At 41.7% G+C, this 13,903-nt stretch carries 18 protein-coding genes and 1 tRNA gene; 17 read left to right on the top strand and 2 right to left on the bottom strand.

Annotated elements, in window-relative coordinates:
• The first annotated feature begins 1 nt into the window (after position 1).
• On the top strand, positions 2 to 478 hold the full coding sequence (locus C4533_01970; GenBank protein RJP29778.1) for a phosphatidylglycerophosphatase A: 477 nt from the start codon (positions 2 to 4) through the stop codon (positions 476 to 478).
• Here the strand turns inward: C4533_01970 and thpR are convergent.
• The gene (gene thpR / locus C4533_01975; GenBank protein ID RJP29779.1) at positions 439 to 1,011 is read right to left on the bottom strand and encodes an RNA 2',3'-cyclic phosphodiesterase; all 573 of its coding nucleotides are present in this window, start codon (positions 1,009 to 1,011) and stop codon (positions 439 to 441) included. The genes C4533_01970 and thpR overlap by 40 nt on opposite strands.
• Position 1,012: 1 nt before the next feature.
• Positions 1,013 to 1,483: a CinA family protein gene (locus C4533_01980; GenBank protein ID RJP29780.1), complete on the bottom strand. Its 471-nt coding sequence runs from the start codon at positions 1,481 to 1,483 to the stop codon at positions 1,013 to 1,015.
• A gap of 268 nt (positions 1,484 to 1,751) precedes the next feature.
• On the opposite strand from C4533_01980, the gene C4533_01985 reads away from it, so the two are divergent.
• The 16 genes from C4533_01985 (at position 1,752) to C4533_02060 (ending at position 13,846) form a co-directional block, all read left to right on the top strand.
• On the top strand, positions 1,752 to 1,967 hold the full coding sequence (locus tag C4533_01985) for a hypothetical protein (GenBank protein RJP29781.1): 216 nt from the start codon (positions 1,752 to 1,754) through the stop codon (positions 1,965 to 1,967).
• Between the two features lie 125 nt (positions 1,968 to 2,092).
• Positions 2,093 to 3,301 carry a bifunctional 3,4-dihydroxy-2-butanone-4-phosphate synthase/GTP cyclohydrolase II gene (locus C4533_01990; GenBank protein RJP29782.1) on the top strand — a complete coding sequence of 403 codons (1,209 nt, stop codon included), beginning with the start codon at positions 2,093 to 2,095 and terminating at the stop codon, positions 3,299 to 3,301.
• Between the two features lie 21 nt (positions 3,302 to 3,322).
• Positions 3,323 to 3,790, top strand: coding sequence for a 6,7-dimethyl-8-ribityllumazine synthase (locus C4533_01995; protein RJP29783.1), 468 nt, complete (start codon positions 3,323 to 3,325; stop codon positions 3,788 to 3,790).
• Between the two features lie 8 nt (positions 3,791 to 3,798).
• Entirely contained in the window at positions 3,799 to 4,212 is a 414-nt protein-coding gene (gene nusB, locus C4533_02000) for a transcription antitermination factor NusB (protein RJP29784.1), read from the top strand.
• Positions 4,209 to 5,036, top strand: a complete 828-nt coding sequence (locus tag C4533_02005; protein RJP29785.1) for a PHP domain-containing protein — start codon at positions 4,209 to 4,211, stop codon at positions 5,034 to 5,036. The genes nusB and C4533_02005 overlap by 4 nt, the downstream gene beginning before the upstream one ends.
• A 2-nt stretch (positions 5,037 to 5,038) precedes the next feature.
• Complete coding sequence (gene ribD, locus C4533_02010; GenBank protein RJP29786.1) at positions 5,039 to 6,124, top strand: bifunctional diaminohydroxyphosphoribosylaminopyrimidine deaminase/5-amino-6-(5-phosphoribosylamino)uracil reductase RibD; 1,086 nt, start codon at positions 5,039 to 5,041, stop codon at positions 6,122 to 6,124.
• Between the two features lies 1 nt (position 6,125).
• Positions 6,126 to 6,722 (top strand): riboflavin synthase, encoded by a 597-nt coding sequence (locus tag C4533_02015; GenBank protein RJP29787.1) that lies wholly within the window; start codon positions 6,126 to 6,128, stop codon positions 6,720 to 6,722.
• Between the two features lie 58 nt (positions 6,723 to 6,780).
• Positions 6,781 to 6,855: transfer RNA gene (locus tag C4533_02020), tRNA-Pro, on the top strand.
• A gap of 19 nt (positions 6,856 to 6,874) precedes the next feature.
• Complete coding sequence (locus C4533_02025) at positions 6,875 to 7,558, top strand: hypothetical protein (protein RJP29788.1); 684 nt, start codon at positions 6,875 to 6,877, stop codon at positions 7,556 to 7,558.
• A 7-nt stretch (positions 7,559 to 7,565) separates the two neighbouring features.
• A complete protein-coding gene (locus C4533_02030) occupies positions 7,566 to 7,838 on the top strand; it encodes an acylphosphatase (GenBank protein RJP29789.1) in 273 nt (90 codons plus the stop codon).
• Positions 7,838 to 8,566, top strand: a complete 729-nt coding sequence (locus C4533_02035) for a metallophosphoesterase (protein RJP29790.1) — start codon at positions 7,838 to 7,840, stop codon at positions 8,564 to 8,566. Before C4533_02030 ends, C4533_02035 begins: the two co-directional genes overlap by 1 nt.
• Positions 8,517 to 10,559, top strand: coding sequence for an NAD-dependent DNA ligase LigA (ligA, locus tag C4533_02040; protein ID RJP29791.1), 2,043 nt, complete (start codon positions 8,517 to 8,519; stop codon positions 10,557 to 10,559). Before C4533_02035 ends, ligA begins: the two co-directional genes overlap by 50 nt.
• The gene (locus C4533_02045; protein RJP29792.1) at positions 10,556 to 11,050 is read left to right on the top strand and encodes a hypothetical protein; all 495 of its coding nucleotides are present in this window, start codon (positions 10,556 to 10,558) and stop codon (positions 11,048 to 11,050) included. The genes ligA and C4533_02045 overlap by 4 nt, the downstream gene beginning before the upstream one ends.
• The gene (locus C4533_02050; GenBank protein ID RJP29793.1) at positions 11,047 to 11,673 is read left to right on the top strand and encodes an MBL fold metallo-hydrolase; all 627 of its coding nucleotides are present in this window, start codon (positions 11,047 to 11,049) and stop codon (positions 11,671 to 11,673) included. The genes C4533_02045 and C4533_02050 overlap by 4 nt, the downstream gene beginning before the upstream one ends.
• The gene (xerD, locus tag C4533_02055) at positions 11,670 to 12,557 is read left to right on the top strand and encodes a site-specific tyrosine recombinase XerD (GenBank protein RJP29794.1); all 888 of its coding nucleotides are present in this window, start codon (positions 11,670 to 11,672) and stop codon (positions 12,555 to 12,557) included. Before C4533_02050 ends, xerD begins: the two co-directional genes overlap by 4 nt.
• Positions 12,558 to 12,565: 8 nt before the next feature.
• Complete coding sequence (locus tag C4533_02060; protein RJP29795.1) at positions 12,566 to 13,846, top strand: CCA tRNA nucleotidyltransferase; 1,281 nt, start codon at positions 12,566 to 12,568, stop codon at positions 13,844 to 13,846.
• Positions 13,847 to 13,903 lie beyond the last annotated feature (57 nt).

Genomic DNA, 13,903 nt, shown 5'->3' on the forward strand with positions numbered 1-13,903 from the left:
TATGCCCGTGTCCGGTTTTAACCGTTTTTCTATAAAGCTGCTGAGTACTTTTTTTTACACAGGTTGTTTTCCTCTTGCGCCAGGGACATTTGCAAGCCTTGTAGCGCTGTTTATATATCTTTCGATCCGTAATAATGCAGCTGTTCAGATCGGCATCATTTTGTTGTTACTTGTGTTAGGATTCTTTGTCTGCAGCAGAGCCGAAGAAGTCTTTAACAAAAAAGATCCCCCTTATATAGTCATTGATGAAGTAGCCGGTATGTTTTTAAGTTTACTTTTTATCGGTTACAGCTTTAAGCTTGTTTTCATCGGGTTTTTCTTATTCAGGCTTTTTGATACCTTAAAGGTATTTCCTGCCGCAAGGATAGAGCGTGTAGGCGGAGCTATTGGTATAATGGGCGATGATATTATCGCAGGCTTATATGCTAATGCCCTGCTTCACCTGCTTTTGAGGGTTGCTCCTTCGATAGCTTCATAAAGAGGCCCAGCCGATGAAAGCTCACTTTTAAATAGGAAAATTTCTTTTAACGCGATTTTTTGGATTATTGCTTTTTGCTGCGGATTTATACCAGTTATCTGTTTCTTTAGAGAGCTGATATTGTGAAATGATCTTACTCTTCCGATAGTTATATGCGGGACAGGATCTTTATCTTCTTTAGGTATCCCGATTTTCAAGAGCTTATTTTCTAAAGAGATAATAAGCTCCTTAATTTTATCGGCACCTTCATCAATCCCTGCGTATATCACCCGCGGATGGTCAAGGCCGGGAAATGCCCCGATATTAGAAATCCTGAAAGTAAAATCAATAAATTCCTTTGCTGTACTATTTAGAACTTCTTTTATCGGCGGTGTTGAATCCTGGTCTATATTGCCTAGGAATTTTAAGGTGAGGTGGATGTTTTCTTTTTCAACCCACTTTACGTCAGCCCCCGAAGTTTTCAGCTGGTTTTGGGTCTCTGAAAGACATTCTTTTATAGCCGGAGGTAATTGTGCTGCGATAAAAGCCCGCATCTTAGATAAGTTTATCCAGCATACTTAAAGCCATAGCGCAGGATTTATTGCGTATTTGCAGGCGGTTGCCTTTGAAAATGAACCTTTTGGTTATTGAATGATTTTCTTTCGCCAAGGATATAAATACCGTGCCTTTGGGCTTCAATTTCGAGCCTCCTGTCGGCCCGGCTATACCTGTTATACCAACGCCTATATCAGTATCTAGGATTTCTTTTACATTTCTTGCCATTTGCTGCGCTACTTCTTTTGAAACAGCGCCTTTATTTTTTATAAGGTGCCGGGGTATATTTAATAATTTGATTTTAGCGTTATTATTGTAAGCGACTATGCCAAAAATAAAATATGCTGAGCTGCCGGAAAGGTCCGTGAGGAATTTTGAGAGCAAGCCACCTGTACATGATTCGGCTACTGCTAAAGAATATCCGGCATCCGTTAGTTTACGGTGAAGCTGCCTTAAGGCTATTTTTTTCATACCTATATTATAACGTTTTTATAATGATTGACAAGACAGGATTTTTATAATAAAATTATACCCATCTTCAGGGCTCTGCCAGAAGATGGCAGATCTGCCGTAAAAGGCAGAAGGTGTAAATCCTGACCGGCGGTTGCGCAGAAGCGCACACTGATGCTTCCGATAGCATCATGTGTCAGCGCAGAAGCGCACACTGATGCGCATATAGCGTGCCAGGCGAAAGTCCGCAAGCCTTAAAAAGGCATGAACCGGTGTAATACCGGTACCGATGGTTGCGCAGAAGCGCACACTGACGCATCATATAGCGTCAGGTGTTGCGCAGTGTTACACGCCGGGTTTTCCTTTTAAACCGGGTGTTAACGCAGAAGCGCACACTGACTCACCGAGTTGGTGCAAAGTCCAGATGGGAGAAGATAAAAACTTATACCCGAAGATTATCTTCGGGTTTTTTGTTGCAGAGGCAACACACTGGACTATCCTTTAAGTCCAGGTGTAACAGAGGCAACATACACCTTGCCCAATATGATGGGCAAGTGTGCGTCTCTACGCTACTGGCGCATCATATAGCGCCAGGTGTTGCATAATCTAAATACCTTAACGGAGAAGCAAATGTTTAATAATATCACAGAAATATTAGAGGATCTTAAAAACGGCAAGATGGTCATAGTCATCGATGACGAAGACCGTGAAAATGAAGGCGATCTGCTTATTGCCGCATCTTTTGCCAAGGCAGAAGACATAAATTTTATGGCTAAATATGCAAGAGGCTTGATCTGCGTGCCTATGGAAGAAGAGAGACTAAAATTTTTAAATCTGCAACCTATGCTTGAGCGTTCAGCGCCTTTCACAAAGAAAGATCCGTTTTCCACAGCATGGGTTATTTCGGTTGATGCTGCTAAGGGGATAACTACCGGAATTTCAGCCCATGATAGGTCTATTACGATAGCCGCACTTATTAACCCTCAATCCCATCCGGAGGACCTGATACGGCCCGGTCATCTTTTCCCTCTTAAGTCTGCAGAGGGGGGGGTTTTGGTAAGAGCAGGGCATACTGAAGCAGCCGTAGATTTGATGAGATTGAGCGGGCTTTACCCGGCAGGCGTAATTTGCGAAATAATGAACGATGACGGCTCAATGGCAAGGCTGCCCGAACTGCTTAAATTCAGCAAAGAGCATAATTTAAGAATATGTTCCATAGCAGATTTGATAAAATACCGCAGGCATTTCGAAAAATTAGTAGAGAGAATAGCGCGGGCAGCTCTTCCTACGCCGTTCGGTACTTTTGAATTAGTGCTTTATCAAGATTCCATAGCTAAACAGACCAATGTAGCTTTAATTATGGGGGAATTGAATAATGATCCTATATTGGTAAGGGTGCATTCCGCATGCCTTACAGGCGATATCTTTGGGTCTTTGCGATGTGATTGCGGGCGGCAATTAAATAAGGCCATGGAGATAATCGGCAAGGAAAAAAGAGGGGTTATCCTTTACATGAACCAGGAAGGAAGGGGCATCGGTCTTATTGATAAAATAAAGGCCTATAGCCTGCAGGAGAAAGGGCTTGATACCGTAGAGGCAAATGAAGCCTTGGGCCATAAAGCAGACCTGAGGGACTATGGTATAGGAGCGCAAATATTAGCGGACCTTGGAGTAAAAAATATAAGGCTTATAACAAATAATCCGAGGAAAATCGTAGGGCTGGAAGGGCATGGTTTGAAAATAATAGACCGTGTTCCGTTAGAGGTTGAGCCAAACCCTATTAATTATAAATATCTGAAAACAAAAAAAGATAAACTTGGGCACCAATTAACTTTATAGACCTGTAAAAAAGGAGACAAGATGGTAAAAACGATTGAAGGCAGCTTAATTGCAAAAGGCAAGAAGTTCGGTTTAATTGCTTCACGTTTCAATGATTTTATTACAAAGGAATTGATTTCAGGTTGCGTCGATACCTTGATCAGGCATGGGGCGCAGGAAAAAGATATTTCGCTTGTTTGGGCTCCCGGCGCCTTTGAGATTCCGGCGATAGCCGCAAAATTATCAAAGTCAAAATCTTTTGATGCGCTTATTTGTCTTGGGACGGTAATACGCGGTTCAACGCCCCATTTTGAATATGTGGCATCTGAGGCGGCAAAAGGCATAGCAAAAATATCGCAGGATTCGGGTTTACCGGTAATTTTTGGGGTTATTACTGCAGATACTATAGAGCAGGCGATTGAGAGGGCCGGTACAAAAGATGGTAATAAGGGCAGGGATGCCGCTGTTTCGGCTATTGAGATGTCTAACTTGTTTGAATCATTAAAATAGGAAGAACTATGCGTAAAAGGACTCGCTCGCGTGAATTTGCCTTACAAATACTTTATCAGATAGACATAACCGGATGGGATTATAAAGATTCTCTTGAGACTTTCTGGAATTTTAATCCCTCGGCCGATATCGACGATAATGTCAAGGAATTTACTGCTTTGATAGTCGCAGGCGTGATTAAGAATTTGAAAGATATCGACGATAAGATATCTTCGTTCGCCGAGAATTGGCATCTTAAGCGCATGGCTGTCGTTGACAGGAACATCATGAGAATGGCCTGTTTTGAGATGCTTTTTTGCAGCGACATTCCCAGGAAAGTTTCAATAAATGAAGCCGTTGAGCTTGCTAAAAAGTATTCTGGTGTTGAGGCGGCTAAATTCGTGAATGGGATTTTGGACAAAATAAAAAAGGTAAATCAATGAAATTTGTAGATTTGCACTTACATAGCTTCTTTTCTGATGGGACATGCAGCCCCCAAGAATTGGTTCTTCAGGCAAAAGAGGCCGGTGTATCTGCAATCTCAGTTGTCGACCATGATACAGTAAGCGCCGTAAGCTTAGTCGCCGATGAAGCAAACAAATATGATATAGAGGTCGTGCCGGGGATCGAGCTGTCGGCCGATTATAATGGCAGCGAAGTCCATATTCTCGGATATCTTATCGATCATCAGGCAAAAGATTTCCTTGATGAGCTTGAGCTACTTAAGAAGTCCAGGATAAAACGTATATATATGATGTTGGATAAATTAAACACCCTTGGGGTTAATTTATCACCAGATAGCGTATTTGCTGTCGCAGGTTCTGGCACAATCAGCCGTTTACATATTGCAAGGGCAATGCTTAATGAGGGGTTTATTACTTCTATTCAGGAGGCATTTCAGAAATACATAGGCGATAAAGGGCCCGCTTATGTTTCGAGTTTCAGATTAGGGCCTAAAGAGGCAATAGGCTTGATTAAGAGAGTAGGCGGCTTGGCCGTGATTGCTCATCCCTATATTCTTGCAAGCGATAAGCCCATACTTGAATTTATTGAATTCGGCCTGGATGGTATAGAGATTTTTTATCCTGAGCATTCGCAGTCAATGATAAAACATTACCTGAAGTTGGCTGAAGAATATAATTTACTGGCAACAGGCGGTTCTGATTTTCATGGTTCGGCCAAACCCGAAGTTAAAATAGGATGTGTTAAGATCCCGTATCATATAGTCCAAGACATGAGGGACTACAAGAAGGAGCAAGGGGTGTGAATATGGATCATAATCATTTTATGAAGCAGGCATATTTACTTGCTAAAAAAGCTAAAGGCAAGACTTCTCCTAATCCTATGGTCGGGGCATTGGTGGTAAAGGCCGGTAATATAGTCGGCAGAGGGTATCATATCCGCGCCGGACAGCCGCATGCAGAGATTACTGCATTATCTGAGGCAGCTAAATTTTCAAAGGGCGCGACTCTTTATGTTACTCTTGAGCCTTGTGTCCACTTCGGGAGGACGCCTCCCTGTGTAAATTCTATAATCCGCAGCGGGATAAAGAAAGTTGTAATAGGGATGCTGGACCCTAACCCCATAATAAACGGCAGGGGTGTTGAGGCGCTGAAGAAATCAGGCATCGAAGTAGAAGTTGGCTTTCTCCAGCAGGAGTTAAAGCAGTTAAATGAGAGTTTTATAAAATATATAGTTACTCGGCTTCCTTTTATTACTGTTAAGGCCGCAGAGTCACTTGACGGAAGAATAGCTACCCATAACGGAGACTCAAAGTGGATTACTTCGGATAAATCACGTATATTGGCCCACCGTATGCGGGCTAAATATGATGCTGTAATGGTGGGGGTAAATACAGTAATAAGAGATGACCCGAGATTAGATGCCTGGTTTCTCGGTAAGCAGCCGGCAAAGATAGTGATAGACAGCCAATTGAGCACGCCGGAAAATGCCAAGATATTTTCCAATAATTCAGATGTTATTATTGTAACCTTGCCTTCCAAGCCGGGCTTAGAAACAGAGAATAGAAAGATTTTGACCAGAAAAGCCAGGATATTAGAAGTGAAAGAGAAAAACGGGCAGGTTAACCTCCGGGATGCCATGAGAAAGCTCGCTAAAATGAAAATCACCAGTATATTCTGTGAAGGCGGCGGGACATTGATAGGTTCGTTATTTGATGAACAGCTGGTAGATAAGGTCGTCTTTTTTATCAGCCCAAAGATAATCGGCGGTAAAGATGCCATAAGCTCAGTAATGGGAAGCGGGGTTACAAAAATTGATAGGGCGGTAAAAGTCAAGGATATGAAATTAAGAAGAATCGGCGATGATATACTAATAGAGGGTTATATTAAATAAAATGTTTACCGGTATTATAGAGGAACTGGGCGTTGTAAAAAGTTTTTCTAAGACAGGCAGCGTAAGCCTTTTAACTATCAACCAGAATATTATTGGCCAGAATACTAATATCGGGGACAGCATTGCTGTAAACGGCGTGTGCCTTACGGTAGTGAAGAATGAGGCGGGGAGTTTAAGTTTTGAAATGATGCCCATCACCAGCCAAGATACCAATTTAAGAAAACTTTCAGCAGGCGCGAAAGTAAATCTTGAACGCAGCTTAAAGTTGGGAGATAGGCTTTCAGGGCATTTTGTAAGCGGCCATATAGATTGTATCGGGGTCATACGCAGAAAAAAACATATCAGCGGCAATATATGTTTTGAGATTGCTTATCCCGTTCAAAAGGCGGCATATCTGGTGCCTAAAGGCTCGGTTGCAGTTGACGGCATAAGCCTTACTGTAATGGATAAAAAAGCGGATATTTTTGCTGTCCATATTATCCCCCATACGTTTAAGAATACCACACTAAGCTTTAAGGCTGCTTCTGATGAGGTAAATATTGAGTTTGACCTTCTCGCCAAAATAAACAGTTCCGCAGTACCTGTTTCCCGATATTGATAGGTATAAATATTGATAAGAATTTCAATTTTTGCTATACTAAATAATCTCTTAAATACGGGGCGTGGCTCAGTTTGGCTAGAGCGCAGCGTTCGGGACGCTGAGGTCACAGGTTCAAGTCCTGTCGCCCCGATAAAATAAAAAGCATAATAATGTTCTTAAAATCCTTCGCAAGAAAAGCTCTTAATCTATTAGGTTATGATGTAAGCCTCTATAGTTCTAAAGCCATGGTATTAGGCTCGGAATTGCCATTTTTACTCTATTTCAAAAGGGTGTTTGAGTATATAAAAGATAAAGAAGGCGATGTGGTTGAGTGCGGTGTGCATTTTGGAAGAACACTGTTATTCCTATCGCATCTTGTTAAAGATGAAGGAACAGGAAGGAAGATATGGGGATTTGATTCTTTTGAAGGATTACCTGCTTTATCAAAAGAAGATTTAGGCTTACGTCCTCGCAGAAAAGGGGAGCTGTCAGCAGGCAATATCTTAAAAGTTAATAATTTTCTTATTAGCGGCGGCCTGGGCAATGATTTTGTAAGTTCACAAGTTACGCTTATCAAAGGATTTTTTAAGGATAGCCTATCTAAATATACAGGTTCAAAGATAGCCATACTGCATATTGACGCAGATTTATATGATTCATATCTTACCGTGTTGAATGAGTTCTATCCTAAAGTTGTTAGTGGCGGAGTAGTGCTGTTTGATGAATATGTTACCACTAGGGATATGATTTACTGGCCCGGAGCTCAAAGAGCTATCGACGATTTTTTTGGAGACAAGAAAAATCTTATACAGAGGGATGACCGGACTGGCAAATATTACCTGATCAAACCTTAAATTTATAATGCCAAACCAGGTGCATGTGTTTTATGAAGGCAGGGTTCAGGGGATAGGATTCCGTTTTACGGTTGAGCGTATTGCTAATCAACTGGGAGTTTATGGCTGGGTCAGGAATTTAGGGGATGGTAGAGTAGAACTTTGGGCTGAAGGCGATAGCGGGATTTTAAAAGAATTTCTTAGCCAGATCAAAAGCTATTTTTTACAATACATCAACAATACTGAGGAGAATTGGCAACAGGGAGTTTCTTTGTTCCAGGATTTTAGAGTGAGATTCTGATGCGATACGGGATTTTCTCTGATATCCATTCAAATTTAGAGGCGCTTGATTCAGTGCTTGATTCCTATAAGCATGAGGCTATCGACAGGTATTTCTGTATTGGCGATATCGTCGGTTATGCTGCTAACCCAAATGAGTGCATAGAATTAATCCGTTCTAAGAATGTAGTTTGCGTTGCGGGTAATCATGACTGGGCAAGTGTAGGATTGTTCGCATTGGATAATTTTAACCCTTTAGCTAAAGAAGCCGTTATCTGGACACGCACCAGACTTAATAGCGACAATATCGATTATCTGCAGTCTTTGGACCTTATTTATTCGGATGATGATTTTACTATGGTCCATGGCACTCTCGATCGCCCCCAGGAATTCAACTATATGTCCGGCGGATATACCGCCTGGGATAGCTTTGAGGCGATGGATAACCATATTTGCTTTGTCGGTCATACCCATGTACCTGAAATATACATAAGAAAACCAGATGATTATCTGGAATCGCGGAAAGAGGATATCTTGAGTATAGAGGACGATTGTTCTTATATCGTTAACGTCGGGAGCACGGGTCAACCGCGCGATGGCGACCGTAGGGCAGCCTATTGCATATATGATACTCAGAAAAGAAAACTCGAGATAAGAAGGATTGATTACGATTTTCTGCAAACAAAAAGAAAAATAACCGATGCCGGGTTGCCTGAATTTCTTGCACAGAGGCTCGAGATTGGAAGATAGAGTGTCTGAGAATGTCAAAAATAAGATCGAGAGATTAAAAAGAGATATAAGATTTCATGACCGCCTTTATTATGTCTTAAGTGATCCAAAAATTTCCGACAAGGAATATGATGTTTTATTAAAAGAGCTGCAGGCCCTTGAAGATAAATATCCGCAATATAAGACGGAAGATTCTCCCACCGTACGTTTAAGCGGCGGGATCTTAAAGGGATTTAGAAGTATCCGCCATGTGGAGAAGATGTATTCTCTGGATAATACCTATTCTTTTGATGAGATATATTCATGGAAAGACAGGGTCCTGAAGAATCTGCCTGACGGGAAAATAAGTTATGTTGCGGAGCTAAAGATTGATGGTGTCAGCGCCAACCTTACTTACCGTAATGGCAAGCTGATTTCAGCGGCGACTAGAGGAGACGGCCAGACCGGAGAAGACATAACTGAAAATATAAAAAGAGTACGTTCTATCCCTCTTACTTTAAGCGGGGATAATCTTCCTGAGTTTATCGAGGTGCGGGGAGAGGTTTATATGGAGAAACAGAGTTTATCTAATCTTAACAGGCAGAGAGAAGCTGCAGGAGAGCCTATTTTTGCAAATCCGCGTAATGCAGCCAGTGGTTCCTTAAAATTACTGGATTCGGAAGAAGTAGCAAAAAGGAGATTGCTTTTTTATGCACATTCTTTAGGTGCCTATAGCGGGGTTAAGCTCAGCGGACATTTTGAATTCTTACAAAAATTAAAATATTGGGGCATAAGAGTCAATGAGCATGTAAAATTATGCCATACTATCGAAGATGTGATAGAGTATTGCAAGCTATGGCAGGGAAAAAGAGAAGGCCTTGCATATGAGATTGATGGTGCGGTTATAAAGGTGGATAACCTTGAGCAGCAGCATAAATTAGGCTTTACTTTGAAGAGCCCGCGTTGGGCAATAGCATATAAGTTTCCAGCTCGCCAGGCCACTACGGAAGTCATGAAGATAGTTTTCCAGGTTGGCAGGACCGGAGTTATAACTCCGGTAGCGGAGCTTAAGCCTGTAGAATGCGGCGGTGTAATAATAAAACATGCTACCTTGCATAATTTTGATGAAATCGAACGTTTGGGGATACGGGAACATGACCGGGTATTGATTGAAAGGGCAGGAGAAGTTATCCCTAAAATAATCAAGGTTATTGAAAGGCGCGGTAAGTCAGCGGTGCGGATACCCAAAGAATGCCCTGTCTGTTCCGGAAAGGTGATTAAGGAAAAAGAAGAGGATGTTGCTTACCGATGCATCAACCCTAATTGCGGCGAGCAACTTCAGAGGTCTATACTGCATTTTGCTTCTCGTCAGGCAATGGATATTGAAGGTATGGGAGAAGCGGTTGTTTCCCAGTTGATCGGATTGAAATTAGTCGGCAGTTTTTCCGACATATATAGATTAAAGGGCAAGGACCTGTCAGCATTAGAATTGTTTAAGGAAAAAAAGATTAACAACCTGCTTTCTGCTATTGATGCCAGCAGGCACAGGCCGTTATCGAGGCTCATATATGGTTTGGGTATCCGCCATGTAGGAGAGAAGGCCGCATATGTTTTAGCCAGTAAATTTGGCAGCATAAACAAGCTAGCAGCAGCAGATATGCCTACCTTGCAGGGTATCCATGAGGTTGGCCCGATTATGGCAGAATCGATAGTAGATTATTTTGCTCAGCCCCAGGCAAAGAAATTAATAGAAGAATTTTCTTCGCTGGGTTTAAACCTTAAGGAAGAAGCTAAAAAGACAAAGAATACCCCGCTTACCGGTAAAAGGGTAGTGTTTACCGGAGAGTTGAAGAATTTTTCCAGACAGGAAGCTGAGGAATTGGTGCGCCAAAACGGCGGGTATCCGATTTCCAGCGTAAGTAAGGCTACTGATTTTGTTGTCGCCGGAGATAACCCCGGTTCTAAATATAATAATGCCAGGAAAATGAATATCAGGATATTAAATGAACAGGAATTCGAAAGGTTTTTGAAATGAAAAAAACAGCATATTTATTTATCGTTGTGTATTTTGCTCTTTATTCGCTAGGTTGTGAAGCTTTTATCCGTAAGTTCAGCCGTAAGCCTAAGAAAGAAAAAAGTGCTCAAGAAAAAATGGTCCTGGAACCGCAGGTATATTCTCCCGAGCAGGTCAGCAAGGAGGACGGATACCGGCAGAATTTTATCTTCTGGAAATCATGGCAGGAAGAATTGATAGATTCTCTCAATGACAGGAGCCCTAACAGGAAGAGGCAGATAATGGCGGCAAATGAAGCGATTAAGAACCTGGAATATGCAAGAACTATGCTGATCGAGCAGGCCCAGATTAAGCTGGATAAATATATAGGGCAGAGCAAAGATTTACTTGCAGAAATTGAGGCTGACACATACGGGGACAGGGCTGCAAGGAGCAGGTTCCAGGCAGAGCAGATTAGGATGAACGTATTAAAAGAATTTACATTCAGCAAGATAAAAATATACTTAAAATGATTCTGGAAAGAGTTGTTGTTGGTCCGTACCAAACCAACTGCTACCTCCTGGCAAAGGGTAAAGGAAGCGAGGCTATAATTATTGATCCCGGCAGCGATGCTGATAAGATCAAGAATGCCCTGATTAAGCATTCGCTAAAACCGTCTTTAGTCATTAATACTCATGGTCATTTTGATCATATAGGCTGTGATAGCGATTTTAATGTCCCTATCTATGTCCATAAGCTGGATTTGCCTCTTCTGGGTAGCCCTGAAAAGAACCTTTCTTCATTAGTATCTTCTCATGTTGCTGTTAACGATGAAGCAAATGCATTAAGAGACGGGCAGATCATAGGGGTCGAAGGGATAAAGTTAGAAGTAATACATACCCCTGGCCATACTATGGGAGGCGTGTGTCTTTTAGTAAGGGAGCCGGCAGCGAAAAAAATATTATTTACCGGTGACACTTTATTTAATTGCGGTATCGGCAGGACGGATATTGCAGGCTCAAACCCTGAATCACTCATTGAAAGCATAAAGAAAAGAATTTTCAGCTTGCCGGATAATATCGCTATTTTCCCAGGGCACGGGCCAAGTTCGACAATCGGGCATGAAAAAATGCATCTTGATCTGGACACTCTATGAAAGAACTGATTGACGTATTCTTGAATTATCTATCTGTCGAGAGGGGTCTGTCACGGAACACGATAGTCTCTTATAGGGAAGATTTAGAAAATTATATAAGATTTCTGGAAAAGAACAATATCACTGTTTTATCTAAGGCATCTAAGAATGACATTGTGAATTTTATGCTTCATCAGCGAGGCAGGGGGATCTCGCCGACTTCTATAGCCAGGAGGCTTGCTGCGATAAGGATGTTTCACAGGTTTCTCGTAAGGGAGAGGATTACTAAAGCCGACCCGACTGTCCTTATTGATTCGCCCAAACTGTGGAAAAGAATACCCGAGACTTTGAGCGTTAATGAAGTGGAGTCTATTATCAGCCAGCCTAATCTCAGGACAACACAAGGTATAAGAGACCGCGCGATATTGGAAGTCCTTTATGCTACAGGCATGCGTGTTTCCGAGGCATCTAACCTGAAGTCCGGAGACATAAACTTTGAAGTAGGCTTCCTGCGTTGCATTGGAAAAGGCAATAAAGAGAGAATTGTGCCTTTAGGTTCAAAAGCCATAGTAAGTTTGAAAAGATATTTAGAGGTGGGGCGGCCAAAGATGCTTAAGGGCAGGACTTGCGATTTTATATTCCTTAGCCGTTCAGGGAGCAGGATATCACGGCAGTCATTATGGAAAATGATAAAAAAGTATGCCAAAGACGCCAGGATAAAAAAGCAGATTAAGCCGCATATGTTAAGGCATTCATTCGCTACCCATCTGCTTGAACACGGGGCAGATTTACGCTCAGTGCAGGAGATGCTTGGGCATTCCAATATTTCAACAACGCAGATATATACGCACGTAAATAAAGACAGGATTAAAATGATCCATAAAATGTATCACCCCAGGCCATAGGACAAAATATGAAGAGACATCTTGATAAATTACCGGAAGAAAAAAAACAAATTATTTCTGCCTTTAGCGCGATAGCCGCATCCAGGGGTATTAGTATTTATCTTGTAGGCGGTTTTGTGCGTGATTTGTTATTGGGCAGGATAAATCTTGACCTTGACATCGTAGCAGAAAGAGACGGTATTTCTCTGGCGGAAGAGTTTGCCGCCAGGCTTAAAGCCAAAGCTGTTTTTCATAAAAGGTTCGGCACAGCTACGATTATTGTCCCTGGTTCCGGTTTTAAAGTTGATATTACAACCGCCAGGTCCGAAAGTTACCCTTATCCGGCTTCTTTGCCGGTAGTAAGGCGTGGGAATTTAAAAGAAGATCTTTTCAGAAGAGATTTTACTATTAATTCTATGGCCATATGTATAAGCCAGGGAGAATTCGGGAAACTGATTGATTATTACGGAGGCCAAAAGGACTTACGCGATAAGAAGGTGCGGGTGCTGCACAAGGTAAGTTTTATTGACGATCCGACAAGGATATTAAGGGCAATCAGATTTGAGCAGAGGTTCGGATTTAGCATAGAACCAGAAACAAGAATACTTCTCAGGGATGCCGTTAAGTTAAAGATGTTGGAAGCGACCCAGCCTCAAAGGCTCAGAGACGAAATAATCCTGATGCTTAAAGAAGAGAATTGCTTAAAACAGTTAAGGCGCATGGATAAATTGGTTGGATTCAGGTCTATTCATAATAAATTGGAACTTAAGAAGAAAGATTATCAATTAATTTCCTCCATGCAAAAAGAAGTATCTTGGTATAACAAGCTATACCCCGATAGGAGGATTCTTGATTCCTGGTTGATTTATTTTATGGCAGTAGTTGATCCTTTGAATTTAAAACAGGCCAAAGAGGTGACAGACAGGATGGTTTTAAAAAAAGGCGAAGACAAAAGGATATTCAGCTATAAATCTTTATTCGTAAAAGTCGAAAGAGCCCTCTCTAAAGACAGGATATCCCCGCTGATGATATTCAGGCTGCTGGAGCCCCTTAGTTACGAAACGATAATCGCCTTCAGGGCGAAGACTGCTAATGCAAAAGTCAAAAGTAAAATACGGGATTTTTTTGACATTTATAATGGCATGCGTCTTTATGTCTCAGGGCATGATTTACATAAACTCGGGCTTTCTCCCAGCCCGTTGTATCAAAAGATATTTTCAAGGGTCCTTGCCGCAAAAATAAACGGTAAGATAAGGACCAGGGAGCAGGAACTAGGGTTGATCAGAAAATATCTTAGGTTAGGCTTATAGCCCGGCTTGTTAGTTTTGCAACAGCAACTTGTGTACGGCCATTAATATTAACGTAAA

Source organism: Candidatus Omnitrophota bacterium (assembly GCA_003598025.1).
GTDB lineage: Bacteria > Omnitrophota > Gorgyraeia > Gygaellales > Profunditerraquicolaceae > Profunditerraquicola.